26 protein-coding genes are annotated in these 24991 nt (G+C 69.7%); 9 read left to right on the forward strand and 17 right to left on the reverse strand.

Annotated elements, in window-relative coordinates; all coding sequences use genetic code 11:
* Nucleotides 1–197: 197 nt before the first annotated feature.
* Nucleotides 198–1865: a protein kinase domain-containing protein gene (locus GCN81_RS29855; protein WP_231627067.1), complete on the forward strand. Its 1668-nt coding sequence runs from the start codon at nucleotides 198–200 to the stop codon at nucleotides 1863–1865.
* Between the two features lie 46 nt (nucleotides 1866–1911).
* Here the strand turns inward: GCN81_RS29855 and GCN81_RS29860 are convergent, their stop codons facing one another.
* Nucleotides 1912–2412 carry a pyridoxamine 5'-phosphate oxidase family protein gene (locus tag GCN81_RS29860; RefSeq protein ID WP_156727665.1) on the reverse strand — a complete coding sequence of 167 codons (501 nt, stop codon included), beginning with the start codon at nucleotides 2410–2412 and terminating at the stop codon, nucleotides 1912–1914.
* A 153-nt stretch (nucleotides 2413–2565) separates the two neighbouring features.
* On the reverse strand, nucleotides 2566–3225 hold the full coding sequence (locus GCN81_RS29865; protein ID WP_156727666.1) for a response regulator: 660 nt from the start codon (nucleotides 3223–3225) through the stop codon (nucleotides 2566–2568).
* Between the two features lie 325 nt (nucleotides 3226–3550).
* Here GCN81_RS29865 and pdhA (GCN81_RS29870) point away from each other — a divergent pair, with 325 nt between their 5' ends.
* From pdhA (GCN81_RS29870) to GCN81_RS29880, 3 genes are read left to right on the forward strand one after another with little or no spacing between them, the layout of a single operon-like run.
* Nucleotides 3551–4729: a pyruvate dehydrogenase (acetyl-transferring) E1 component subunit alpha gene (gene pdhA / locus GCN81_RS29870; RefSeq protein WP_156727667.1), complete on the forward strand. Its 1179-nt coding sequence runs from the start codon at nucleotides 3551–3553 to the stop codon at nucleotides 4727–4729.
* A gap of 2 nt (nucleotides 4730–4731) precedes the next feature.
* A complete protein-coding gene (locus GCN81_RS29875; RefSeq protein WP_156727668.1) occupies nucleotides 4732–5724 on the forward strand; it encodes an alpha-ketoacid dehydrogenase subunit beta in 993 nt (330 codons plus the stop codon).
* A gap of 14 nt (nucleotides 5725–5738) precedes the next feature.
* The gene (locus tag GCN81_RS29880) at nucleotides 5739–7211 is read left to right on the forward strand and encodes a dihydrolipoamide acetyltransferase family protein (protein WP_156727669.1); all 1473 of its coding nucleotides are present in this window, start codon (nucleotides 5739–5741) and stop codon (nucleotides 7209–7211) included.
* Between the two features lie 33 nt (nucleotides 7212–7244).
* Here the strand turns inward: GCN81_RS29880 and GCN81_RS29885 are convergent, their stop codons facing one another.
* On the reverse strand, nucleotides 7245–7718 hold the full coding sequence (locus GCN81_RS29885) for an ATP-binding protein (protein ID WP_231627069.1): 474 nt from the start codon (nucleotides 7716–7718) through the stop codon (nucleotides 7245–7247).
* Nucleotides 7719–7951: 233 nt separating this feature from the next.
* On the opposite strand from GCN81_RS29885, the gene GCN81_RS29890 reads away from it, so the two are divergent.
* Both GCN81_RS29890 and GCN81_RS29895 read left to right on the forward strand, forming a co-directional pair.
* Nucleotides 7952–8830: a helix-turn-helix domain-containing protein gene (locus GCN81_RS29890; RefSeq protein ID WP_156727984.1), complete on the forward strand. Its 879-nt coding sequence runs from the start codon at nucleotides 7952–7954 to the stop codon at nucleotides 8828–8830.
* A 3-nt stretch (nucleotides 8831–8833) separates the two neighbouring features.
* Nucleotides 8834–9025 carry a DUF397 domain-containing protein gene (locus tag GCN81_RS29895; protein WP_156727670.1) on the forward strand — a complete coding sequence of 64 codons (192 nt, stop codon included), beginning with the start codon at nucleotides 8834–8836 and terminating at the stop codon, nucleotides 9023–9025.
* Between the two features lie 49 nt (nucleotides 9026–9074).
* Here the strand turns inward: GCN81_RS29895 and GCN81_RS29900 are convergent, their stop codons facing one another.
* The 4 genes from GCN81_RS29900 to GCN81_RS29915 all read right to left on the reverse strand — a co-directional run bounded on the left by GCN81_RS29900 (nucleotide 9075) and on the right by GCN81_RS29915 (nucleotide 11696).
* A complete protein-coding gene (locus tag GCN81_RS29900) occupies nucleotides 9075–9638 on the reverse strand; it encodes a hypothetical protein (protein WP_156727671.1) in 564 nt (187 codons plus the stop codon).
* The gene (locus GCN81_RS29905) at nucleotides 9638–10144 is read right to left on the reverse strand and encodes an RNA polymerase sigma factor (protein WP_156727672.1); all 507 of its coding nucleotides are present in this window, start codon (nucleotides 10142–10144) and stop codon (nucleotides 9638–9640) included. The genes GCN81_RS29900 and GCN81_RS29905 overlap by 1 nt, the downstream gene beginning before the upstream one ends.
* A gap of 80 nt (nucleotides 10145–10224) precedes the next feature.
* Complete coding sequence (locus GCN81_RS29910; protein ID WP_231627071.1) at nucleotides 10225–11007, reverse strand: hypothetical protein; 783 nt, start codon at nucleotides 11005–11007, stop codon at nucleotides 10225–10227.
* Nucleotides 11007–11696: a hypothetical protein gene (locus tag GCN81_RS29915; protein WP_156727673.1), complete on the reverse strand. Its 690-nt coding sequence runs from the start codon at nucleotides 11694–11696 to the stop codon at nucleotides 11007–11009. Before GCN81_RS29915 ends, GCN81_RS29910 begins: the two co-directional genes overlap by 1 nt.
* 293 nt (nucleotides 11697–11989) lie before the next feature.
* Between GCN81_RS29915 and GCN81_RS29920 the strand changes: the two genes are divergently transcribed.
* On the forward strand, nucleotides 11990–12676 hold the full coding sequence (locus GCN81_RS29920; protein ID WP_156727674.1) for a class I SAM-dependent methyltransferase: 687 nt from the start codon (nucleotides 11990–11992) through the stop codon (nucleotides 12674–12676).
* Here the strand turns inward: GCN81_RS29920 and GCN81_RS29925 are convergent.
* Complete coding sequence (locus GCN81_RS29925; RefSeq protein WP_156727675.1) at nucleotides 12653–13234, reverse strand: TetR/AcrR family transcriptional regulator; 582 nt, start codon at nucleotides 13232–13234, stop codon at nucleotides 12653–12655. The genes GCN81_RS29920 and GCN81_RS29925 overlap by 24 nt on opposite strands.
* A gap of 114 nt (nucleotides 13235–13348) precedes the next feature.
* Here GCN81_RS29925 and GCN81_RS29930 point away from each other — a divergent pair, with 114 nt between their 5' ends.
* Entirely contained in the window at nucleotides 13349–14284 is a 936-nt protein-coding gene (locus tag GCN81_RS29930) for an alpha/beta hydrolase family protein (RefSeq protein WP_156727676.1), read from the forward strand.
* Nucleotides 14285–14381: 97 nt separating this feature from the next.
* Here the strand turns inward: GCN81_RS29930 and GCN81_RS29935 are convergent, their stop codons facing one another.
* The 9 genes from GCN81_RS29935 to pdhA (GCN81_RS29975) all read right to left on the reverse strand — a co-directional run bounded on the left by GCN81_RS29935 (nucleotide 14382) and on the right by pdhA (GCN81_RS29975) (nucleotide 24250).
* Nucleotides 14382–14939 (reverse strand): bacterial proteasome activator family protein, encoded by a 558-nt coding sequence (locus tag GCN81_RS29935; protein WP_156727677.1) that lies wholly within the window; start codon nucleotides 14937–14939, stop codon nucleotides 14382–14384.
* 132 nt (nucleotides 14940–15071) lie between these two features.
* The gene (locus GCN81_RS29940) at nucleotides 15072–15833 is read right to left on the reverse strand and encodes a hypothetical protein (protein WP_156727678.1); all 762 of its coding nucleotides are present in this window, start codon (nucleotides 15831–15833) and stop codon (nucleotides 15072–15074) included.
* 136 nt (nucleotides 15834–15969) lie between these two features.
* Complete coding sequence (locus GCN81_RS29945; protein ID WP_156727679.1) at nucleotides 15970–16947, reverse strand: NAD(P)H-quinone oxidoreductase; 978 nt, start codon at nucleotides 16945–16947, stop codon at nucleotides 15970–15972.
* A 54-nt stretch (nucleotides 16948–17001) separates the two neighbouring features.
* Nucleotides 17002–18102 carry a potassium channel family protein gene (locus tag GCN81_RS29950; RefSeq protein ID WP_156727680.1) on the reverse strand — a complete coding sequence of 367 codons (1101 nt, stop codon included), beginning with the start codon at nucleotides 18100–18102 and terminating at the stop codon, nucleotides 17002–17004.
* Between the two features lie 64 nt (nucleotides 18103–18166).
* On the reverse strand, nucleotides 18167–19669 hold the full coding sequence (locus GCN81_RS29955; RefSeq protein ID WP_156727681.1) for a molybdopterin molybdotransferase MoeA: 1503 nt from the start codon (nucleotides 19667–19669) through the stop codon (nucleotides 18167–18169).
* The gene (locus GCN81_RS29960; RefSeq protein ID WP_156727682.1) at nucleotides 19666–20589 is read right to left on the reverse strand and encodes an NTP transferase domain-containing protein; all 924 of its coding nucleotides are present in this window, start codon (nucleotides 20587–20589) and stop codon (nucleotides 19666–19668) included. The genes GCN81_RS29955 and GCN81_RS29960 overlap by 4 nt, the downstream gene beginning before the upstream one ends.
* Before the next feature lie 48 nt (nucleotides 20590–20637).
* The gene (locus GCN81_RS29965) at nucleotides 20638–22086 is read right to left on the reverse strand and encodes a dihydrolipoamide acetyltransferase family protein (protein ID WP_156727683.1); all 1449 of its coding nucleotides are present in this window, start codon (nucleotides 22084–22086) and stop codon (nucleotides 20638–20640) included.
* Nucleotides 22086–23111 carry an alpha-ketoacid dehydrogenase subunit beta gene (locus GCN81_RS29970; RefSeq protein WP_156727684.1) on the reverse strand — a complete coding sequence of 342 codons (1026 nt, stop codon included), beginning with the start codon at nucleotides 23109–23111 and terminating at the stop codon, nucleotides 22086–22088. Before GCN81_RS29970 ends, GCN81_RS29965 begins: the two co-directional genes overlap by 1 nt.
* The gene (pdhA, locus tag GCN81_RS29975; RefSeq protein ID WP_231627072.1) at nucleotides 23108–24250 is read right to left on the reverse strand and encodes a pyruvate dehydrogenase (acetyl-transferring) E1 component subunit alpha; all 1143 of its coding nucleotides are present in this window, start codon (nucleotides 24248–24250) and stop codon (nucleotides 23108–23110) included. Before pdhA (GCN81_RS29975) ends, GCN81_RS29970 begins: the two co-directional genes overlap by 4 nt.
* Before the next feature lie 175 nt (nucleotides 24251–24425).
* On the opposite strand from pdhA (GCN81_RS29975), the gene GCN81_RS29980 reads away from it, so the two are divergent.
* On the forward strand, nucleotides 24426–24989 hold the full coding sequence (locus tag GCN81_RS29980) for an Lrp/AsnC family transcriptional regulator (RefSeq protein ID WP_156727685.1): 564 nt from the start codon (nucleotides 24426–24428) through the stop codon (nucleotides 24987–24989).
* The last annotated feature ends 2 nt before the right edge of the window (nucleotides 24990–24991 follow it).

Here is a 24991-nt window from a genome sequence, read left to right on the forward strand (position 1 = left end):
GCACGTCAAGCCAGGTGCCCGTTCCGTGACCGTACGCGCAACAAGCGTCTCGGAAGCGTTACGTCATGCGGACGCGATTTGCCCGTTACCGGCGGTAGGAGGTTTGATGGCCGGTCCACCTCGAACCGGCCGACCCCTCGGAGCCTGTAGCGTGGCCGGACGCTAGCAGTTACGACAGGAAACGACGGCGAGGACCGATGGACCAGCAGCGCGCCCAGGGCCCATCCGACCCAGAGGCGACTGGCGGCGGGATGTCCGACGCGCCCGAGCTCTGGGGCAACGGCGGGCTGGTCGGCGACGGCCGCTACCGGCTGACCCACCGGCTCGGCCGGGGCGGTATGGCCGAGGTCTTCGCCGCCGAGGACGTCCGGCTCGGTCGTACGGTCGCGGTGAAGCTGCTGCGTACCGACCTCGCCGAGGACCCGATCTCCAAGGCCAGGTTCACCCGGGAGGCCCAGTCGGTCGCGGGTCTGAACCACCACGCGGTGGTCGCGGTCTACGACTCCGGCGAGGACGTCATCGGGGCCAACACCATCCCGTACATCGTGATGGAGCTGGTCGAGGGCCACACGATCCGCGATCTGCTGATCAACGCGGAGGCCCCGGGCCCCGAGCAGGCGCTGATCATCGTCTCCGGTGTCCTGGAGGCGCTCGCCTACTCGCACCAGCACGGCATCGTGCACCGCGACATCAAGCCCGCGAACGTGATCATCACGCACGGCGGCGCGGTCAAGGTGATGGACTTCGGCATCGCCCGCGCGCTGCACGGCGCGTCCAACACCATGACGCAGACCGGCATGGTCATGGGCACCCCGCAGTACCTGTCCCCCGAGCAGGCGCTCGGCAAGGCCGTCGACCACCGCTCCGACCTGTACGCGACCGGCTGCCTGCTGTACGAGCTGCTCGCGCTGCGTCCGCCGTTCACCGGCGAGACCCCGCTGTCGGTCGTGTACCAGCACGTCCAGGACATTCCGGTACCTCCGTCCGAAATGTCGGACGCGGCGCCGCCCGAGCTGGACGGTCTGGCCATGCGCGCGCTGGCCAAGGACCCGGACGACCGGTTCCAGAGCGCCGAGGAGATGCGCGGGCTCGTCCAGTACGGCCTGCAGATGCTCCAGGAGCAGGGCGGCCACACGGGCACCTGGAACACCGGCCCGGTGGATATGCACGAGAGCGGCAGCACCCCGACGACGGGTCTCGGCGGCGCCGCGCTGGGGCACCCGGACGGCGGCACCGCACAGCAGCCGATGCTCCGCACGCCGGGCGACGACGGCGGCTTTGACGGTGGGTACCAGAACGGCGGTGGCCGCCGTGGTGGGCGCGGCAAGATGTGGATCGTCGCGGCCCTCGCGGTGGTCGCGATCGGCTCCGGGATCGCCTTGGCGCTGAACAACACTGACGAGGGCGGCGGCGGTAAGAACGTCGACAACTCGCCGTCGACCAGCGTCTCGCCGAGCGAGGACGCCAAGGACGAGAAGGACAAGGAGTCCAAGGAGCCGAAGGACGACGACCCGACCACGCGGAGCCCGGCCAATCCGGGCGGCGTGACGGGCGGCGGTGGCGGCGGCTGGACCCCACCCAAGACGACAGACCCGACCGAGGATCCGACGGACGACCCGACCGAGGACCCGACCGAGGACCCGACGGACGACCCGACGGACGACCCGACGGGCGGTACGGACACGGGCGGGACGACCGAAGGCGGAGACACCACCGGCGGGACGACCGAAGGCGGTGACACCACCGGCGGCGACGACGCTGCTGGCGGGACGACCACAGGTGACACCACCGGCGGCGGCGACGACGCTGCTGGCGGGACGACCACAGGCGAGACCACCGGCGGCGACGGCGGCGGCGGCGTCTGAGGAGAGGGCTGGGCCGCCGCCCGCCTAACGCAGGCGCTGGCGCGGCCTACCGCACGCGCTGGCGCGGCTCCGGCCGCCGGGTAGTACGCCGGGCCAGGCCGCCCTCCAGCTCGTGCACCGTGCTGAGCTGCGGCTCGATGCGCAGATAGACCGGGTCGAAGGCCTCGCCGTCCGCGAAGCGCGGCGCGGGTCCGAAGAGCTCCAGCTCCTCGGTGGTCGGCTCGAAGGCCTCACAGACCCCGACGCACTGCACCGACCAGAGTCCGGCCTCCCCACCAGACGCCAGGTGCGCCAGATTGTCCGCGCCATAGGCGACGACGCCGCCCAGGCAGGCCCGGTGGTAGCCGAAGCCCCGGTGCATACGGAGCAGGACCTGACCCTCCCGCACGATGTGCCGGGCGACGGCCAGGAACGGGAGCGCCCGCATGCTCGTCGCCACCCGGCCGTAGTCGGTACGGCCGAGCAGCTCGATCGCGCGGGCGTCATCAGCCGTACGAGCGTCGTCAACCGCACGAGGGGCGTCAACCGCACGGGCGTCGCCAGCCATGCGAGGGTCGTTTGCGGGCGGCACGTCGGGCGACACGTCAGTGGGCATAGGTCCCACGGTCGGCCATCAGTACGGCCGCTAGGAAGGGCCGCTCGCCCTCAGAACCCGGGACGTAAGTCCCGCATAAATAAGCTCAGCTAAATAAGCTCAGCGTCAGTGCTTCTCCGCCTGCAGCCGAGCCACATACGCCGCCGCCTGCGACCGCCGCTCCATCCCCAGCTTGGAGAGCAGGCTGGAGACGTAGTTCTTGATCGTCTTCTCGGCGAGGTGCAGCCGCTCGCCGATCGCGCGGTTCGTCAGCCCCTCGCCGATCAGGTCCAGGATTCTGCGCTCCTGCTCGGTGAGTTTGGCCAGCCGGTCGTCCCCCTTGGGGCGATTGCCGTCCCGCAGCCGCTCCAGGACCCGCGCGGTGGCTACCGGGTCGAGCAGCGACTTACCGGCCGCCACATCCCGTACCGCCGACAGCAGCTCGTTCCCCCGGATGTCCTTGAGTACATATCCGGAGGCACCGGCCATGATCGCGTCAAAGAGGGCCTCGTCGTCAGCGAAGGAGGTGAGCATCAGGCAATTGATCTCCTCGTTCCGCGAGCGGATCTCACGGCACACCTCGACCCCGCTGCCGTCCGGCAGCCGTACGTCGAGCACCGCCACATCGGGGCGGGTGGCCGGGATTCTGGCCAGGGCGTCCGCGGCCGTACCGGCCTCGCCGACGATCTCGATATCGGGCTCGCCGGAGAGCAGCTCGTAGACGCCTCGGCGGACGACTTCATGGTCATCCACCAGGAATACGGTGATATTTCCCTCTTCACGCACCATGTCAGTCTCACACATTGGCTCTTCCCGTGCCGTAGGTCACCGGGATAACGTGCCGGTGTTCCGGCCCCCTGCAAGGCTGTGACCAGTACCTGTTCACGACTTTCTCGATTTACTTGGAAATCCAAGCAAAATCGCAGGTCAAATGGGGTTTCGCAGATATGTGATGCACTGGGTAACGTGCTTTTTGCAGGGCGCTCGCCGGGACACCTGTCACGCCTGTTCCCGTTCGACGCGCACCCACCCCCGTGCGCGGGCACGGATTCAGGCGAGCCGCACTGGTCTTCCGGTCGATCCCGGGGGCCGGACCGACGGAGGAGCAATCGTGACCGTGGAGAGCACCGCCCCGCGTAAACCGCGCCGCACCAGTGGCAGCAGCGGTACCAAGCGCGCGACCGCCAAGAAGACGGCGGCGAAGACGGCGGAAACCAGCGCACAGCCCGAGCTCGTACAGCTGCTGACCCCCGAGGGGCAGCGCGTCGAGCACCCTGACTACTCCATTGACCTGACCCCGGACGAGCTGCGTGGCCTGTACCGGGACATGGTCCTGACCCGCCGCTTCGACGCCGAGGCGACCTCGCTGCAGCGTCAGGGCGAGCTGGGCCTGTGGGCCTCGCTGCTCGGCCAGGAGGCCGCCCAGATCGGCTCCGGGCGGGCCACCCGCGAGGACGACTACGTCTTCCCGACCTACCGTGAGCACGGCGTCGCCTGGTGTCGCGGGGTCGACCCGGCCAACCTGCTGGGCATGTTCCGCGGCGTGAACCACGGCGGCTGGGACCCCAACAGCAACAACTTCCACCTCTACACGATCGTGATCGGCTCGCAGACGCTGCACGCGACCGGCTACGCGATGGGGGTCGCCAAGGACGGCGCGGACTCCGCGGTCATCGCCTATTTCGGTGATGGTGCGTCCAGTCAGGGTGACGTCGCCGAGGCGTTCACGTTCTCCGCGGTCTACAACGCCCCGGTGGTGTTCTTCTGCCAGAACAACCAGTGGGCGATCTCCGAGCCCACCGAGCGCCAGACCCGAGTGCCGCTCTACCAGCGTGCGCAAGGGTTCGGTTTCCCGGGCGTACGGGTGGACGGCAATGACGTACTGGCCTGTCTGGCCGTGACCAAGGACGCCCTGGAGCGCGCCCGGCGCGGCGAGGGCCCGACGCTGGTCGAGGCGTTCACGTACCGGATGGGCGCGCACACGACGTCCGACGACCCGACGAAGTACCGCGCGGACGAGGAGCGGGAGGCCTGGGAGGCCAAGGACCCGATTCTTCGGCTGCGTACATATCTGGAGGCGGAGGGGGCCGCTGACGAGGCCTTCTTCACGGACCTGGACGCCGAGAGCGAGGCGCTGGGCAAGCGGGTGCGGGAGGCGGTGCGGTCGATGCCGGACCCGGACCTGATGGCGATCTTCGAGAATGTCTACGCCGATGGAAGCGCGCTGGTCGACGAGGAGCGCGCACAGTTCGCCGCTTACCAGGCGTCCTTCGCCGAGGAGGCCAAGTAACCATGGCTGCTGAGAAGACTGTTGAGAAGATGGCGCTCGCGAAGGCGCTGAACGAATCCCTCCGCAAGGCCCTGGAAACCGACCCCAAGACCCTGATCATGGGCGAGGACGTCGGCAAGCTGGGCGGCGTCTTCCGCGTCACGGACGGGCTGCAGAAGGACTTCGGCGAGGGCCGGGTCATCGACACCCCGCTGGCCGAGTCGGGCATCGTCGGTACGGCGATCGGCCTGGCCCTGCGCGGGTACCGCCCCATCGTGGAGATCCAGTTCGACGGTTTCGTCTTCCCTGCGTACGACCAGATCGTCACGCAGCTCGCGAAGATGCACGCCCGTTCGCTCGGCAAGGTCAAGATGCCGATCGTCATCCGGATTCCGTACGGCGGCGGCATCGGCGCGGTGGAGCACCACTCGGAGTCGCCGGAGGCGCTGTTCGCGCATGTGGCGGGCCTCAAGTGTGTGTCCCCGTCGAACCCGTCGGACGCGTACTGGATGATGCAGCAGGCGATCCAGAGCGACGACCCGGTGATCTTCTTCGAGCCGAAGCGGCGCTACTGGGACAAGGGCGAGGTCGACACGGACGCCATCCCGCTCCCGCTGCACCAGGCCCGCACGGTCCGCGAGGGCTCCGACATCACGTTGGTGGCGTACGGGCCGATGGTGAAGGTGTGCGTGGAGGCGGCCGCGGCCGCCGCCGAGGAGGGCAAGTCGGTCGAGGTCGTCGACATCCGCTCGATGTCGCCGATCGACTTCGACGCCATCCAGGCCTCGGTCGAGAAGACCGGCCGCCTGGTCGTCGTGCACGAGGCGCCCGTCTTCTACGGCAGCGGTGCCGAGATCGCCGCTCGCATCACGGAGCGGTGCTTCTACCACCTGGAGGCGCCCGTGCTGCGGGTCGGCGGGTTCCACGCGCCGTATCCGCCCGCGCGCCTGGAGGAGGAGTACCTGCCGGGACTTGACCGGGTGCTCGACGCCGTCGACCGCGCGCTGGCGTACTGAGGAGCAGGAACGACATGACTGACACTTCTGCGCGTTTCCGTGAGTTCAAGATGCCCGACGTGGGCGAGGGTCTGACGGAAGCCGAGATCCTCAAGTGGTACGTCCAGCCGGGCGACACGGTGACCGACGGCCAGGTGGTGTGCGAGGTCGAGACGGCCAAGGCGGCGGTGGAGCTGCCGATTCCGTTCGACGGCGTCGTGCACGAGCTGCGCTTTCCCGAGGGGACGACGGTCGACGTCGGCCAGGTGATTATTTCGGTGGATGTGGCGCCGGGGTCGGGCGAGGCTGAGGCTGCTCCGGCCGCGCCTGCCCCGGCTCCGGCTCCGGAGGCCGAACCGGAGGCTGAGGCCGAGGCCGAGCCGGAGGGCCGCCAGCCGGTTCTGGTCGGCTACGGCGTGTCGGCGAGCTCGACCAAGCGCCGGGCGCGCAAGCCGGAGGGAGCGCAGGCGGCCACCGCCGCGGTCCAGGCCGAGCTGAACGGCAGCGCTCCGGTTGCTCCCGCTCCGTCGGGCCCCGCGGCCGGGTCGGCGGCGGCACAGGGCGTACGTCCCCTGGCCAAGCCCCCCGTACGCAAGCTGGCGAAGGACCTCGGCGTCGACCTGGCACTGGTCGTCCCGACGGGCCGCGAGGGCGTCATCACGCGCGAGGATGTCCACGCGGCAGCGGAGGCGGCCGCACCGGCACCGGCTCAGGCCCCGGCCGCCCCGGTGGAGCCCGCCCCGGCGGCGCCCGTGCAGCCCGCTGCCGAGCCCGCCCCGGCGGCCGCGAGCGTCGTCGACACCGGGACCCGCGAGACCCGCATCCCCATCAAGGGCGTACGGAAGGCCACGGCCGCGGCGATGGTCGGCTCGGCCTTCACCGCGCCGCACGTCACGGAGTTCGTGACGGTCGACGTCACCCGCACGATGAAGCTGGTCGAAGAGCTCAAGCAGGACAAGGAGATGGCAGGAGTACGGGTCAACCCGCTCCTCCTGATCGCCAAGGCCCTGCTGGTAGCGATCAAGCGGAACCCGGAGGTCAACGCCGCCTGGGACGAGACGAACCAAGAGATCGTCCAGAAGCACTACGTGAACCTGGGCATCGCCGCGGCCACCCCCCGAGGCCTGATCGTCCCGAATATCAAGGACGCCCAAGCCAAGACCCTGCCCCAACTGGCAGCGTCACTCGGCGAACTGGTGAGCACCGCCCGCGAGGGCAAAACGACCCCCGCCGCGATGCAGCACGGCACGGTCACGATCACCAACGTCGGAGTCTTCGGCGTAGACACCGGCACGCCGATCCTCAACCCCGGTGAGTCGGCGATCCTGGCGGTCGGCGCGATCAAGCTCCAGCCGTGGGTCCACAAGGGCAAGGTGAAGCCCCGCCAGGTGACGACCCTGGCCCTGTCGTTCGACCACCGCCTGGTGGACGGCGAGCTGGGCTCGAAGGTCCTCGCAGACGTAGCGGCGATCCTGGAACAGCCAAAACGCCTGATGACCTGGGCGTAACGCTCTACACCTCAAGAGCCCCGCTGTCCGTGCTCAGGCACGCACGGCGGGGCTCTTGAGCTCCAACTCCGCGAACACGGTCTTCCCGACGACTCTCGACACGCACCCCCACCGGCTGGCCACCTGCGCCACAATCCACAGCCCCCGCCCGTACGTGTCCTCACCACCATCAGCCGTACGAGCCTCCGGCTCCCGCTCCCCACGCGGATCACTCACCTCAATCCGCAACGCGGAGCCGACGACCACCACCCGCACCCGGAACAACCGGCCCCGCAGACTCCCATGCAGCAGCGCGTTGGTAGCCAACTCACTGGCCAACAACGCCGCGTCCCCCGCGACTTCCGGATACCCCCACTCACCAACGAGCCGCGCGACGCGCCGCCGCACGAGGGGCACGCTGCGCGTGGTCGGCGTGTAGTCGAGACAGTCCTCCCGAACCACCGGACCAGGGTCGAGGCCGGGGTCAGGGCCAGGGCTGGAGTCGGGACCTTCTTGAGCAGCGGTCATCGAACACGCACCTCCTTGTGCGGTCAGCTCGCTCGTACGACGCCGGGTCACCGGTGGCGCTGTCGCGTGCGCAGGGCAGCGCGGTGCACTTCCGCCAACTGACGCCGCTGTGCGAGCGGTTGAGCACCGACAGTAAGGAGAGAATTGCCTAGGGCGCAAGAGACTCGGAGACACTTGTCCCCAATGAGTGAATGCTGTCGACGCAGCTGCGGCTGAGGGACGACACTTGGGCCGTGAACAGATCAGCTCAGCTCGGCAATCGAGCGTCAACTGTCCTGGGACGCAGGCTCGGCAGCGAACTACTACGCCTCCGTGACGCAGCTGGAAAGACACAGCAGCAGGCCGCGACGGTGATCAGCGCGACCAACTCAAAGATCGTGAAGATGGAGCGCGGCTGGGTGCCGATGCGCGACCCGGATGTCCGGGTCTTGTGCGAGTTCTACGGCTTGGAGGACTCCAAAGCCGTCGGTCGACTGCTGGAGTTGGCCCGGCTGGACCGGGAGCGCCGAAAGGCCAAGGGGTGGTGGCAGCACTCACCGCAGGCAGGGGCCCTAGCCGAGTACATCGCCATGGAAGATATGGCGAGCCAGGTTCGCACTTGGCAGATGTCACTGATCCCCGGCCTCTTCCAGACCGCCGAGTACGCCCGATCCCTCGCGGTCAGCGACGCAGTCTGGGAAGACCCGGACGAGATCGAGCGCATCGTCGAAGTCAGGATGAAGCGGCAAGCTCGCCTTCACGGGGACAGGCCCCTCCAAGTGTACGCCGTGGTGTGGGAAGCAGCGCTTCGCCAGTTGATCGGCGGTCAGGAAGTCATGCGCGCCCAGCTCGACCGTGTGCTTGAAGTCGCCCAGTTGCCGAACGTACGGCTTCAGGTTCTCCCGTTCCGCGCTGGTGGCCACCCTTGTGTAGCGGGCCCGTTCAACATCATTTCCTTCGCTGAGGCCGAGGCAGTAGACGTGGTCCACGTCGATACCATTGCCTCTACTGTATGGGTGGAGAACGAGGCTGAAAGCGACGTCTACAGCACGTACTTCGACCGCACGGCCAGGCTTAGCCTGGCCCAGCACGACTCTGCCGTGCTCATTGACAGCCTTCGCAAGGGGATGTGACACGTGACCGAGTTCCAGTTCGTGAAGTCCAGCCACAGCACTTCCGGTGGGGAGTGTGTAGAGGTCGCCCGCAACATCCCCGGCACCGTGGCCGTCCGCGACTCCAAGAACCCCGACGGCCCGGTCCTGCACCTCACCCCCACCACCTGGGCCGCCTTCACCACACTCCTGCCCGCGCCCGCCCACCGCCAGTGACGGGATAGCACTCCACCAGTTCGGCGGCCTGCGGCATACGGAGCTGAGGTCACCGAGCCCCCTCGCAGGTCCTTCCCTCGGCTTCGGGCAGCGCCCTTTCGATGCTGGTGCGGGCTCCTTCGATCTGGCGGCTGTCGGTGTAGTAGCTGACCCAGCCGCCTGGTCGGTTCTCGATGACGAGGAGGACATGCTGACCGGGCTTGCTCGCCTCGTATCCGAGCTTCGCCGGGTCGGTGATGGTGAACTCGGCAAGCTCGTCGCCGGTAGCGGGCTTGAGCCATTTGCTGACGTTGAGGGTCAGGATGACGCGGTCATTCTGGGGGGCATCGCGTACGGAGTCGACGGTGCCTTCGGCCATGACCTTGGAACAGGCGATCCAGGTCGCGGGGTGGGTCTTGCCGCCTGTGTCGTCCCTGTCCTCGCCCGGTCCCTGGCCGAGGCCGTTCATGATGAATATGAAGACGCCCGCGAACGCTGCGGCGACGACCAGGGCCCTGATGAGATTGCGTCGTCTGCTTGCCGGTACGAAGCGATGGTCGGGCTCCCCGGCCTCGTCGCTGATCATGGCGAAGGCACGGCGTAGCCTGGCCTCGTCGGGCTCGGTGTGGTCCATCAGATGACCTCGGTTTCTTGCAGGCGCGTGCTCAACGCTGCGACAGCGGTGTGGAGTCGGCTCTTGACCGTGCCTTCGGGTATCCGCAGAGCCCGCGCGATGTCCTTCACCGTCAGGTCGGTATGGAAGCGCAGGGTGAGGAGTTGGCGCTGGGCTGGGGACAGATCTTCCATGCCAGTGGCGATGGCCAGGGCCAAGACGCGGTCTTCCTCGGTGTAGCCGTCCGGTAGCTGCCTGGCCCAGCGGGCGGCCAGGCGTTCACGCAGACCCCTGTCGCGGGCCTGCCCACGATGCCAGTCGGCCGCGACGCGTGAGGCGACCACGGTGAGCCACGCTGAGAGATTGTGGATCTCCGGTTCGGCTTCGAGGAGCTTGAGGTGGACTTGCTGTACGCCGTCGTCAAGGTCCTGCCAGGGCACCCCGCCTAATGCCAGGACACCGCGTACCCGTCTGACGTGAGCCGCCTCCATTTCCGTTGGCGGAGTCGTGCCGACCGATCTGGCCATCCGTCGCGTCCCCTCTCGTCCTGTGTCTTCTTCTAGGTCGCGGGAGCCGTGGGGAACGTTCAAAAGGACGGCACAGCCGGTCAGTCGCAGGCACTCTTAGCTTGGTACCGGGCCACGTCCGCCTTCTGGCCGGGTGTTGCCGCGTTCAGGGCCTTCACGAGGGCCTTTCCGTTCTGGCCTGCGAGTTTGTCCTCCAGGGACATGCCCGGTTCGTCTGCGGCGAGGGCTTGCCGGGCCTGTTCGGCGCTCTGGATACGGCCTTCCATCTCGCCTTCACCGATGGTTCCGTTGTCGTAAGGCACGACAGCGCCCTCGCCGAGGCTGTGCCACTGGGCAGGTTCGGGCTCATCACCTGGGGAGCACCTGGCTTCCTCCCAATCGATGGCCATCAGATAGCGGTGGCCCTTCTCGACCCGTGGCTGGCCCTCCATGGCCATCTTTCGATAGTTCTCACCGCCTTTGAACTGCCACCCCATCGAGGCACGCTTCCAGTGCGTGGGTGCAGGTTTGGAGGCCCCGTCCCGGGACCAAAGCACCTCGTCGATCCGCAAGGTCACCTCACGACCGGTCAGCCCTTCGCCCCGTTCGATCTCGATGGGCGCGGGCGGAGTGACGCGTTCGGCAACAGCCGTGACAGCCACGACATGGTCGGCGTAGGTCACCCACTCCTCGGCGGTCTGGCTGGGGCGCCGGTCCTTGCCGTGAGCGATCATCACGTGCTCTTGGCCGGTTGACGACTGTGCCTGCGTGTTGTCGGGACTGTCCTGGGTGACGACGAGCACGGTCGCGGCAGTGGCGGCAGCGACCATACCGACGGCAGCCATGCCCATGCATCGGTTCACCGAACGTCCTCCCGTGCTCATCAGTACGTCCTGTTGATATGGGCGGTGTTGTTGGCTCCGAGGTCGTAGTCGTAGCCCTTCCTGATCATGCAGCCGAGCTTGGGGTCCTCCGGGTTCTTCCTGGGGATCGCCTCATCACCGTGGACCAAGCCGACCGCGTGCCCGGTCTCATGGCAAGCGATACTGATGTCGTAGACCCCGTTGCCCCGGATGCGGATGTACTGCTGGTCGCACTCCCACTTGCCCAGATTGCTGTCGCCGCCGTCGTCGCACCAGGTCATGCCCGCAGCATTCTCGCTCAGGTTGTCAGACCCCTCCTGGTAGATAATGTCGGTCTCGCCGTGCCCCTTGAACACAGGTGTGGAGTCATACTTGATGACCAAATCCGTCGGGGCGAACTCGTCCCTCATCGTCTCTTTCACCGCTGCCCGGTCCGGGGCCTCCAGTTTGTACTTTTTGTAACTGTCCATGTAGTAGTACACCTTGGCGTTGTCGGTGCGGCAGATATTGCCCCCATACTTCGCGGAGGTGCTGTAACAGCCCCACCGGCCGGGCCCGTCGGGGCCGACCGGCACCATGTTGTCCGTGTAGACCGCTGCTGCGTCTGCGGTTGCGTCGCTGTTGGCGGCGGACGCCTGGGGCATGACGGCGAGGGCCGCTAATGAGGCTGCGGCGGCGCCTATACGTAAGGCGTGTCTGGCGGTGGGCATGTGGTTCCTTCCCGGCCGGCTGTGCGCGGTGTGACGAGAGCTGCGGGGACGGGCTGTATGGCGTGCGGTTCCGCGACGTTCTCGTACGCAACCACTGGGGCGGGAGTGGAGTAAGGAGAGAACCGGCCAGGCACGTCGGCGGACGCACCGGCAACGCACTCCCAGACCGGCCGTCTGTCACCTGGCATACATCACGGATGAAATCGCGGCATTCAGCGGTGACCATGCGAGAGCGGTGGCTACGGTGTCCAGCCAGGCGGACGCCCCGCCTCCGCACCCTCCCGAGGAGCCGCATGCCCCGCTCGTCGCAGAACCTCCCCGAGTGCTGGGACACGTACAAGCCTCACAAGGGAGACGGCGAGCCGCCTGCCCCGGACGTCGATACCTTCGAGTGGACGCAGCACCCCGGCCACGGCCCCGCTGACGACTTCCTCGGCGGGCCGCGTACCGCGCTGGAGCTCGGCTCGGCGGAGGGCAGGGAAGCGGTTTTCCTCGCTCGCAAGGGCGTTGACGTGACCGCGCTGGATTTCTCCTCCGCCCAGGTGGAACGAGCACGTAGGTGGTGGGGCGGCGTCGATCACCTGCGGTTCGTGCACGCCGAGGCGTGTGACTTCCTGGCCAGCACTGATGCGACGTACGACACGGTCTTCTCGATCTGGGGTGCCGTCTGGTTCACCGACCCGGGCAATCTCATTCCACTCGTCGCCAAGCGGCTCAACCCTGGCGGCGTCTTCGCCTTCAGCCAGGCGGAGCCCATCGAGGGCTACTACGGGCCGCAAGCGATGTACGGCAACGGGCTGTCGGGGCGCAAACTCACCGTCCTGCGGTGGAACTACGCTCCGGAGACGTGGGCCGACATCCTCAAGCGCGACGGCTTCACGGACGTCGACGCCCAGGTCCTGGCAGCCCCGGACCCGGCCGACGTGGGCACGCTGCTCGTGCGCGCCGTGTACCCGCTAGGTGAGTCCCCGGAGGAGTAGTTCGACCAGTCGGCGCGGGTCGTAGCGGGGGTCGCTGTCGCGGCCGATGCAGAGGTTGCCGATGCCGCGCATCAACTCGTAGGCGTGCGTACCAGGCCTGATTTCGCCCGCGTTGGCCGCAGCCTCGAGCAACTGCGCGCAGACAGGAACCAATCGGTCCAGGAAGTAGGCGTGCAGCGCGTCGAAGCCGCTGCTGTCCGATTGCATCGCGTTGGCGAGTCCGTGCTTGGTGACCAGGAAGTCGACGAAGAGGTCGATCCACTGCCGGAGCGCTGAGAGCGGGGAGTTGGCACTGGCCAGCAGGCTCGGGCCAGCCTCGGCGCAGGCCTCGACCTGGTGCCGGTAGACGGCGACGACGAGGTCCGCCCGGTTCGGGAAGTGGCGGTAGATCGTCCCTAGACCGACGCCTGCCTTGGCCGCGATCTCGCGGATCGGCGCGTCGACGCCGGAGGTGACGAACACCGCGGCGGCTGCGGCGAGCAGCGTCTCCTGGTTGCGCTGCGCGTCGGCGCGTTTGCCTCGGGCGGGCACTTCGCCGGGCTGGCCTGTAGTGGGCACCGCACTCTGTCCTTCCTGCCGTTGACTAAACGGAACACTGTTCCGTATGTTAACCGGAACAGCGTTCCGGTTTCAGGATAGCTGAGCCAAAAGGCCATTGAAGGGGAACAGCACATGAGTGAAACTGTCTTCTCGGTCAGTCCGGTGGTGCTCTCCGCTCCCGGCAGAGCCGTGGCCCTGGAGTTACGCGTCTCCGCGCCCGTGAGCGGGAGTGACCTGCCGGTCATCCTCCTCTCGCACGGTCAGGGGCACTCCAACAACCTCTCCTCGCTGAACGGCTACGCGCCCCTCGCCAACTTCTGGGCAGCGCACGGCTTCGTCGTCATCCAGCCCACCCACCTCAGCTCGACGACGCTGAGCCTCGACCCCAACACTCCCGGGGCGCCGATGTACTGGCGATCGCGCGCCGAGGACATGACGCGCATCCTCGACCAGCTCGACGTGATCGAGGCCGCCGTCCCAGAACTCCTCGGGCGACTGGACCGAAACAGGGTCGCCGTAGCCGGGCACTCGATGGGCGGGCACACCGCGAGCCTGCTGCTGGGCGCCCGGCTCACCGATCCGCACGACGGTACGGAGGTGAACCTGGCCGAGCCCCGGATCAAGGCGGGTGTACTGCTTGCCGCGCCCGGCAAGGGTGGTGATGCCCTCACCGAATTCGTGGCCGAGAGCTACCCCTTCCTCCTGACCACGGACTTCTCCGAGATGACGACACCCGCGCTCGTGGTCGTTGGCGACAAGGACGTCTCTGGTCACCTGACGGTTCGGGGCCCGGGCTGGCACGCCGATCCGTACTTCCTCTCCCCGGGCCCCAAGGCCCTGCTCACCCTGTTTGACGCGGAGCACGGGCTCGGCGGGATCTCTGGGTACGACGTCGCCGAGACCACGGACGAGAGCCCCGAGCGAGTGTCCGCGGTCCAACGGCTCACCTGGGCCTACCTCCGCAGCACGCTCTACCCCAGTTCCGACTACCCCAGTTCCGACTGGCAGGCGGCGTGTGACGCGCTGACGGGCGGTTCCGACCCGCTCGGACGGGTCGAGACCAAGTAAGCCCGTAGCGGCGGGCGGAGGAAACGCAGAAGGGGTTCGGCACGCGTACCGCGCGCCGAACCCCTTCTTTCGTGTGTCTGTATCTGTATCTGTCGGCTTAGAGGTACGGGCCGCCCGTGCGGCCTGCCGCGTGGCCGTGTCCGTGTCCGTGGTCCTCGTCGTCGTCACCGACGCTGACGCCGGGCGGCAGGGCTCGGCGCATCTGCTCAAGCTGGGCGCGGGCCGCCATCTGCTGGGCGAAGAGGGTGGTTTGGATGCCATGGAAGAGGCCTTCGAGCCAGCCGACCAGCTGGGCCTGGGCGATGCGCAGCTCGGCATCGCTGGGGGTGGCCTCCTCCGTGAAGGGGAGGGAGAGGCGTTCCAGTTCCTCGACCAGTTCGGGGGCCAGCCCGTCCTCCAGCTCCCTGACCGAGCTGTGGTGGATCTCCTTGAGGCGGACCCTGCTGGCCTCGTCCAGAGGAGCCGCGCGTACTTCCTCAAGCAGCTGCTTGATCATGCTGCCGATCCGCATGACCTTGGCCGGTTGCTCGACCATGTCCGTCACCGGAACTTCGCGGGACTCGTCGTCTCCGCCGCCACCGAGGGCCATTCCGTCCTGGCCCACGACCAAGACCTGCGGATTCTCCTGCGACCTGTCGTTCCTCGGCATCTCCATGCCGCCATTCTCTCGCACGTCTGCATCACATCACGGTGGTGCCCCCGTTCGCCGGTGATCCACCCTCCGTTGGGCGCAGGGGGAGCTCATATCGGCCGCTCACAGCCGCGCCCAGCCGCACCCAGCCACGCCTTACCCACGGCGAATCCGCAGGGCGAGGAAGGCCAGACCCAGGCCGATCAGGATCAGGCCGGTACCGAGCGGTAGCGCGTGTGGGTCGGGTTCCGCTGACTCGGCGGTGGCCTGTCGGGAGGCGTCGGCCACGACGTCGGCGCCGGGGTCGGAGGAGGCGCGGGAGTCGAGGTCGGGGGCCGCGGAGCGGGTGACGGTGGTGGCGGTGATCTCGTCGTGCGGGGTACGGGGATGGGCCGCCGATTCCGAGGGGCGGGCGGCGTCGGGGGTGCCGTCTCGCCCCGTCGTGGAGGGGCTCGGCGTCGGCCGCGCGGGGGAGGCGCTGGTGGTGCCGGTGGTGCCGGTGGTGCTGTTCGGCGGGGGCGGCTCGGGTGGGCCGGACGGGACGGGGGCGCTGTCCGCCGAGCTCGGCGTCGTATCGGCGGCGCCTGATTCCGGCGGGTCGGCCCGGCCCGGGGGCAGCGAGCCCGGGGGCAGCGGGGGCGTACGGGCGCCCAGCGAGGGCGACGGCGGGCTCGGGGGCACCCGGTCGGGGCGGCCCGGGGGCTCGCGCCCGGTACCGGGGCGGCTGCCCGCCCGCGACGGGTCCGTCGCGGGTGCGTCGGCCACCGGGGACGCCCCCGGCTCAGCGACCACCGGAGACGCCCCGCGCTCCGCGTACGCCGTCGGCGCTGGTCCGAGGGCCAGCAGCGCGCCGAGGCACAGCCAGCCCCCCGCCGTACGAAGCGAGCGGAGCGAGGGAGTGCGGAGTTGTGGAGCCACGCCGGTACCCCCTCCCGGTGCCGAGCTGCCAAGATCTGTCCAGCCAGCGTCACACGACGGGGTAGGTCCGGCATCTCGGACAGCTCGCAGTGCTGGCCAACGACCGGACAGCCCACAGTGCCGGGCGGCGGCGCCGCTAACGGGTGAGCAGCACCTTGCCTACGTGCCCGCTCGCCTCCAGTACGCGATGCGCCTCGGCCGCCTCGCTCATGGGCACCGTACGGTCGATGACCGGGCGGACCCGGCCCGCGCCGATCAGCGGCCAGACGTGCTCACGTACCGCCGCGACGATCGCGGCCTTCTCCTCCTGCGGCCGACCGCGCAATGACGTCGCGGTGATCGCGGCCCGCTTGCCCAGCAGCGCGGCGAGGTTCAGTTCGCCCTTGACGCCGCCCTGGAGACCGATGATCGCGAGCCTGCCGTTGACCGCGAGGGCCTTCACGTTCCGGTCCAGGTACTTGGCGCCCATGATGTCGAGGATGACGTCCGCGCCCGCGCCGTCCGTGGCCTGGCGGATCTCCTCGACGAAGTCCTGCTCGCGGTAGTCGATGAGAATGTCCGCGCCCAGTTCCGCGCAGCGCCGCAGCTTCTCCTTGCCGCCCGCCGTAACCGCGACCGTGGCACCGACGGCCTTCGCGAGCTGGATCGCCATGGTGCCGATACCGCTGGCTCCGCCGTGCACCAGCAGCGTCTCGCCGGGGCGCAGGTGGGAAATCATGAAAATGTTCGACCAGATTGTCGAAGTGACCTCGGGGAGCGCGGCCGCCGTCACCAGGTCGACGTTCTCGGGCAGCGGCAGCAGCTGTCCGGCCGGTACGGCGACCTTCTCGGCGTAGCCGCCGCCGACCAGCAGGGCACACACCTCATCGCCGACCTGCCAGCCGCTTACACCGGGGCCGATTTCGGCGATGCGGCCCGAGCACTCGAGCCCGGGGTAGGGCGACGAGCCGGGCGGCGGGTCGTAGAAGCCCTGTCGCTGGAGCAAGTCGGCGCGGTTGACGGCGCTGGCGGCCACGTCGACCAGCACCTCGCCCTCGCCGGGTACGGGGTCGGGGACCTCCGCCCAGACAAGGGCCTCGGGGCCGCCGGGTTCCGGGATCGTGATCGCATACATGGCGGCGAGGCTACTACCCGGTACCCGGTACCCGGCCCGAAGCGGACTAGCGGACTAGAGGTCCTTCGGCGGGCGGATCGGGGCCACGGGGGGCTTGGGGGTGACCCGTACGATCGTGATCAGACGGTCCGTCAACTGCAGCGGGCTGGCCAGCGGATCGTCGTATCCGAGCAGTCGGTGGCCGCGCACCACGCTCACCACGAGGTCCTTGGTCTCCCGGACACTCAGCCCCACCTCGGCCTTTATCACCGGCCGTTCGACGAGATCGAGCCCGCTGCCGTGCTGGATGAGGTCTTCCAGTACGTTCCCCGCGCGCGGACTCAGCACGGACAGGCCGAGCAGCCGTCCGGCCGCGCTGGCGCTGGTGATGACGGCGTCCGCGCCGGACTGACGCAGCAGCGGCGCGTTCTCCTCCTCACGTACCGCGGCCACGATGTTCGCGGGGCGGTTCATCTGGCGTGCGGTGAGGGCCACCAGGACGGCGGTGTCATCGCGTTGGGTGGCGATGACGATCTGACGGGCCTTCTGCGCCTCGGCGCGGAGCAGGACATCGCTGCGGGTCGCGTCGCCCACGACACCCGCGTAGCCCTCCGCCGTGGCGGCGTCGACGACCTTGGCGCTGGGGTCGACCACGACGATCTTCTCTTTGGACAGCCCGGTCGCCAGGAGGGTCTGGGCGGCGGAACGGCCCTTGGTGCCGAAGCCGACGACGACAGTGTGGTCGCGCAACTGGGACCTCCAGCGTTTGAGTCGGAACTCCTCCCGAGTGCGCTCGGTGAGCACCTCAAGGGTCGTTCCGACCAGGATGATCAGGAAGATCACACGCAGCGGAGTGATCACAAGCACATTGACCAGGCGAGCGGTATCGCTGACCGGGACGACGTCGCCGTAGCCGGTGGTGGAGAGGCTGACGGTGATGTAGTAGGCGATGGCGAGGGGGCCGGGCGGGGTGCCGCCACGGTTTTGGTCCGCATAGCCGTCACGGTCGAGAAAGACGATCAGCATCGCGAGCAACAGCACCGCGATCGCCATCGCCAGCCGGGTGAGGACCTGACGCAGCGGGTGCGCCACCATGGTGCGCGGCAGCCTCACCTTGTAGGTCGTCAGGCGTTCATCGGCTTGGCGCGCGATCGCGTCATGGCCGGGAAGTTTCACGTGAAACGCTCCTCGTTCACAGCCCTGCCTCGACGTTCTCGGCCGTGTCCTCGGCCTTGTTCGTTCACCACGTTCCCCACGGAAGGTCCAGAATCTCCAGCTCCCGCCCCCGCGATGCCCCGCCGGGCGGAACCACCGCGAGGCCGTCGGCCACCGCGATCCCCCGCAGCATCGCCGGTCCGTTGAAGCGCAGAGGTACGGCCTCATCGGCCCCGCTGGCCCCAGCCCCAGCGCCCCCAGCAGCCCCAGCGGCCCCGACGACCCCGTTGGCGCGGAGGGTGACGGGCACCAGCCGCGTATCGTACGGGTGTCCCTGGACGTCGTCGCTGGCGGGGGCGCGCAGCGGCTCCGGCGCGAGGCCGCCTGACAGGGTACGGATCAGGGGTTCGGCCAGGGTCAACAGCCCCGAGACGGCGGCGAGGGGGTTGCCCGGCAGGCCTACCAGGTGCTGGTTCTCCGACAGTTGGGCCAGCAGCATGGGGTGCCCTGGGCGTACCTGGACCCCGTCCACCAGCAGTTCGGCGCCGAGTGCGCGCAGGGTCGGGTGGACATGGTCGACGGGGCCCGCGGCGGTGCCGCCCGTCGTGATCACCAGGTCAGCGTCGGACTTCGCGATCGCCTGACGCAGTGCCTGGGCGTCGTCCCCGAGCCGGTGGACGTCGGTGACCTCGGCGCCCAGCGCGCGCAGCCAGGACGGCAGCATGGGGCCGAGCGCGTCCCGGATCAGGCCGTCGCGCGGGAGGCCATCGGTCAGCAGCTCGTCGCCGAGTACGAGGATGTCCACCCGGGGCCGGGGGAAGACCGGCAGCGCGTCGTAACCCGCGGCCGCGGCGAGGCCGAGTACGGCAGGGGTGACCGGCGTGCGCGGGGGCAGCAGCAGGTCACCGCTGCGGCACTCCTGGCCGCGCGGGCGGATGTCCTGCCCGTGCACGACCTCACGCCGCGCGTGCAGTCGGCTCCTGGCGTCGATGCGGCCGTGTTCGCTGCGCAGGACGGCGGTGGCTTCCTGGGGGACGCGCGCGCCGGTGGCGATACGCACGGCTTCGCCGTCGGCGAGCGGGTCGGGAAGCGCGTGGCCTGCTAGGACGCCCTCTGCTCGTACGGTCCAGGGGCCTGGGCCCGCGACGGCCCAGCCGTCCATCGCCGAGGTGTCGAAGGACGGCAGGTCGGTGAGCGCGACCAGGGGCGCGGCCAGCACCAGGCCGAGCGCCTGGTCCAGCGCTACTGCGGTGGGGGCGGCGTGGGGGGCGTGCGGGGCGTGGGCAGCGGGCGCGGCAGCGTTCCGGGGGGCCTTCGCGGCTGCCCGCCCGGCGGCTCGTCCGGCTGCTTCGGCGCGGCTGCGGGCCTCCGGCCAGGGGGTGCCATGCGGGCGGTCTCCCTGCTGGCCGGGAGTGGAGGCAGGGGCGGGCACGGTGGCTGGCCCGCTCAGGCCGGGTGCCGGGTGCGCCTCCCTGACCAGCGCGAGGGCGTCGTCGACGCCCAGGTCCTGGTCGTCGACGTCCACGGCCTCACCCATGTCCCGGGCGCCCCGGCCGTTCCGGCCGTCCGCCGCGTCGTACCCGGTCATCCGGCGTCCGGCTGAACAGCGGGAGCGGTCCGTTCGCCGCGCGTGTCGCCCGCGTCGCCCGCGTCGCTCGCATCGCCCGTGCGGCCCTCGTCCGCCCAGCGGGCCGCGAGCGCCACGGCCTTACGGGTCGCCTCGGCGACGGCCTCAGGTCCGCCGTCCTTGGCCTGGGCGGCCGCGTAGCCCACCAGGAACGTGGTCAGCGGCGCGGCGGGCCGGGCCACGCCGTGTGCCGCGTCGCGCGCCAGGTCGAGCAGCCCGGCGGTGTCCACGTCGAGGTCGATGTCCAGTTCGTTCTTGACTGCGGCAACCCATTCATTCAGCACGTGCCCATGCTCCCTGATCCGTGCGCGGGCTTCGGCGATGTCCTCCCAGGTGTCGCAGTCGAATGCGGCACGGGAGTCATCGGGTCCGGTGACCCTGGCGAGCGCGAGCTCGGCGGTGAGCAGGCGCAGCGGCAGCCCGGTCAGGCCATTGTGCCTGGCGGCGAGCGACGCGATCTCGCGGCGCAGCGGCTCGCTCCGGTAGGCGGCGACGAGCGGCTGGTCCCGGCCGCCCCGGTCGACGAGCAGCGCGCCCTCCACCGGTTCCGCGGCGAGCGCGTCCACCAGGCCTCGTACGGTCGCCTCGCCCAGGAACGGCAGATCGGCGGAGAGGACGACCACGGTCTCCGCGCCCGTCCTCCGCAGCCCCGCGTCGAGCGCGGCGAGCGGCCCGCCGCCCGGCGGGTCCTCGCGTACCCACAGCACGGGTCGGGCGGTGGGCCGGTGGTCCGCCACCACGACCGTGGTGGCGGCACCTGAGCAGGCCTCCAGCACCCGGTCGAGCAGCGACCGGGCGCCCACCCGCACCCCGGCCTTGTCCACGCCGCCCAGCCGCTTGGCGGCACCCCCTGCCAGCACTACGGCGTCATACGAGGTCATGCTCCGAGTATGCGTCCACGGAGGACCCCGGAGGAGCCGCCGCCTCGGCTACAGCGTGCGCAGCAGCACCGCGGGCTGTTCGACGCAGTCCGCCACGTACCGCAGGAACCCGCCCGCCGTCCCGCCGTCGCACACCCGGTGATCGAAGGTGAGCGAGAGCTGTACGACCTGGCGGACCGCCAACTCGCCTTGGTGCACCCAGGGCTTGGGGACGATCCGGCCGACCCCGAGCATGGCCGCCTCGGGGTGGTTGATGATCGGCGTGGAGCCGTCGACGCCGAACACGCCGTAGTTGTTCAGCGTGAACGTTCCCCCGGTCAGGTCAGCCGGGGTGAGCCGCCCCGCCCTGCCCGCCTCGGTCAGGCGGCCGAACTCGGCGCTGAGGGACTCCGCGTCCCGTGCCTGGGCGTCGCGCACGACGGGGACGACCAAGCCCCGCTCGGTCTGCGCGGCGAAGCCGAGGTGGACCTCGCTGAGGCGTACGACCTCCCGGGCGGCCAGGTCGACCGTCGCGTTGAGCTCCGGATACCGGGCCAGAGCCGCGACGCAGATCCGGGCCAGCAGCGCGAGGACGGATATCTTGGGGCCGCCCGAGGCGTTCATGGCCGCGCGGGCGTTCATGAGTTCGGTGGCGTCGGCGTCCACCCAACAGGTCGCGTCGGGGATCTCGCTGCGGCTGCGCGACAGCTTGTCGGCGACGGCACCTCGCACGCCACGGAGCGGAATCCGCTCCTCGACCCCGGCGACCGCCGACACGGCGGCCCCGGTCCCGGCTCCCGCCCCCGTAGACACAGGCGTGGCAGGCCGCATCTCAGGGCTCCGCGCGGCCTGGGCCGCCTGCGACACCTGTGACGCCTGGGCCGCGCGCAGCGCGGACTCGACGTCGGCGCGCAGGATCAGTCCGTCGGGCCCCGAGCCCGCCAGCTCCCGCAGATCGAGCCCGTTCTCCCGGGCCAGTCGGCGTACCAGCGGCGAGATCACCGGCACGGGGCCGTCCTGGTCCACCGGCTCAGGCTCCGACACCGATGCCGACTCAGACACCACCGATGCCGACTCCGGCTCCGGCTCCGGCAAGGTGTCCGGCCGCGCCGGTCCGGCCGACGCCCGCACCGCGCTAGCGGGCCGTACCCGCCGCCTGCGCGCCGGTGCCGCGCCCGTGCCGTAGCCCACCAGCACGTTCCCGGACCCCTCGGCCTCAGCCTCAGCCTCGGCTTCGCCCCCGGCCCCCGTCGCGGAGTCCACCTCGGCGGACGCTCCCACGGCAACCGTCAACAGGGGCGCGCCCACGGGAAGTTCCGTACCCTCCGCGCCGAACCGCGCGGTGACCACACCCGCGTAGGGGCAGGGCACCTCGACCATCGCCTTGGCCGTCTCGACCTCGACCACCGGCTGGTCGACCGCCACCACGTCGCCCACGGCCACCAGCCAGCGGACGATCTCCGCCTCGGTGAGCCCCTCACCGAGATCCGGCAGCTTGAACTCCAACACCTGGGCCATCAGCTCTCCGCCTCCCATTGCAACCGGGCCACCGCGTCCAGGATGCGGTCGACTCCCGGCAGATGGTGCCGCTCCAGCATCGGCGGCGGGTAGGGAATGTCGAACCCGGCCACCCTCAGCACCGGCGCCTCCAGGTGGTGGAAGCAGCGCTCGGTGACGCGAGCCGCGATCTCGCCACCCGGGCCACCGAAGCCACCCGACTCATGCACCACGACCGCACGCCCGGTCCTGCGCACCGAGGCACAGACCGTCTCGTCATCGAAGGGCACCAGCGAGCGCAGATCGACGACTTCCAGATCCCACCCCTCCGCCTGAGCGGCCTCGGCCGCTTCCATACAGACAGGAACAGACGGGCCGTACGTGATGAGCGTCGCGCTGCGTCCAGCGCGCCGCACCGCGGCCCGGCCTATGGGGTCAACGGACGGCGGGGCGTCCGGGTTCCAGGAATCCTTGGACCAGTACAGGCGCTTCGGTTCCAGGAAGACGACCGGGTCGTCCGAGGCGATGGCGGCGCGCAGCAGCCCGTACGCGTCGCCGACGGTGGCGGGCGTGACGACATGGAGCCCCGGAGTCGCCATGTAGTACGCCTCGGAGGAGTCGCTGTGGTGCTCGACGCCGCCGATCCCGCCGCCGTACGGCACCCGGATCGTGATCGGCAGCGGCATCGCGCCCTTGGTGCGGTTCCGCATCCGCGACACATGCGAGATCAGCTGCTCGAAGGCGGGGTAGGCGAAGGCGTCGAACTGCATTTCCACGACCGGCCGCAGCCCGTACATGGCCATGCCGACCGCGGTGCCCAGGATGCCCGCCTCGGCGAGCGGGGTGTCCGTGCAGCGGTCTTCGCCGAACTCCTTGGTCAGTCCGTCGGTGATTCTGAAGACCCCGCCGAGCGTGCCCACGTCCTCGCCCATCACATGGACGGTGGGATCGTCGGCCATGGCGTCGCGCAGCGCGCGCTGCAACGCCTGTGCCATGGTGGCGGGTTTGGTGGCGGACTTGCCGCCGCTTTCGGCCACGGTGGTCATCGCCCGGCCTCCGCGTCCAGTTCGGCGCGCAGCTGGGCGGCCTGCTCGCGCAGTTGGGTGGTCTGCTCGGCGTATACGTGGGTGAACAGGTCCATCGGGTCCAAGGGGGCATCCTCGTTCATCCGGGCGCGCAGTCCGGCGGCGAGCTCCTCAGCGGCGTCTCTGGCGCTCCGCGCCCGGTCGTCGTCAAGCAGGCCGCGGCCGGTCAGCTCCCCTTCCAGCAGCGTGATCGGGTCGTGCGCCCGCCAGGCGTCGACCTCGCCGTCGCCTCGGTAGCGGGTGGCGTCGTCGGCGTTCGTATGGGCTTCGACGCGGTAGGTGACGGCTTCGACGAGGGTCGGACCGCCGCCCGAGCGCGCGCGGCGCGTGGCTTCGCTCAGCACCTGGTGGACCGCCGCCGCGTCGTTGCCGTCGACCAGGCGGCCGGGCATGCCGTATCCGACGGCCTTGTGGGCGAGGGACGGCGCGGCGGTCTGCTTGGCGAGCGGTACGGAGATCGCGAAGCCGTTGTTCTGCACCAGGAAGACCACCGGTACCTGCCACACCGCGGCGAAGTTCAGCGCCTCGTGGAAGTCGCCTTCGCTCGTACCGCCGTCGCCCACCAGGGCGAGCGCGACCACGTCGTCGCCCTTGAGACGGGCGGCGTGCGCGAGCCCCACCGCGTGCGGGAGCTGGGTGGCGAGCGGGGTGCACAGCGGCGCTATGCGGTGCTCGCGCGGGTCGTACCCGGTGTGCCAGTCGCCGCGCAGCAGCGAGAGGGCCTGTACGGGGTCCAGGCCCCGGACGACGGCGGCGAGGGTGTCGCGGTAGCTGGGGAACAGCCAGTCGCGCTCTTCGAGCACCAGCGCGGCGGCGACCTGGCAGGCCTCCTGGCCCGTGCTCGACGGGTAGACGGCGAGGCGGCCCTGCTTGGTGAGGGCGGTCGCCTGCGCGTTGTACCTGCGGCCGCGCACCAGCTCCCGGTGCAGCCTGAGCAGCAGCTCGGGGTCGGCCTCGGCCGCTGCGGGTGTTCCCAGGACGCGGTAGGGCTCAGCGTCCGGCAGCAGCGGCGCGGGGTCGGTGCGGGGTTTCCAGGCGGGAGGCGGGGTGGGCCGGTAGGCCCCTCGCTCCGCCACGGCCGTCGTGCTGTGCTTCTTCACCGCGTGCACCTCCTCGTAGGAGCGATCGGGGAGAGGCGCGGTGTGTGATGCGCCTCACCTACCGATTGTTCGGTCGTCAGCACATTTTGGCTACAGGCACCTCCAGGCTGTGGACAAACGGTTCTCCACAGCCTGGGATAGAGGCAGTACGTCCATGGTAGAGAGGCGGGGGGACATGGCATCTGAACGAATGGCCGGTGACGACGGCACGACCACCGGCTCCGCACCGGGCTCGGCACCGGGTTCCGCGGCCGGTACGCCCGGCAACCCCGGCGGGGAGACCCCGCCCCGTCCGCTGGACTCCATCGACCGCGACATCCTGCGGATGCTCCAGACGGATGGCCGCGCCTCGATACGTTCCGTGGCCGAGCGGGTCCATGTGTCGCGCGCCAACGCCTACGCCCGCATCAATCGCCTCATCGAGGACGGCGTGATCCGCGGATTCGGCGCTCGCGTCAACCACGAACGCGCCGGTCAGGGCGCCTCCGCCTACATCACGTTGAAGATCGTGCAGAACTCCTGGCGCACGGTGCGCGAGCAGTTGCGGGCGCTCCCGGGAGCGGCCCATATCGCGCTGGTCAGCGGCGATTTCGACGTACTGCTGCTGGTGCACACGCCGGACAACCGGACCCTGCGGGAGCTGGTGCTCACCCAGCTGCAGGCGATCCCTGAGGTGCTCAGCACCCGCACGCTGCTGGTCTTCGAGGAGACGGACCTGGGCCCAGACACTAAGGGGTAACC

Source organism: Streptomyces apocyni, assembly GCF_009739465.1.
Lineage (GTDB): Bacteria > Actinomycetota > Actinomycetes > Streptomycetales > Streptomycetaceae > Streptomyces > Streptomyces apocyni.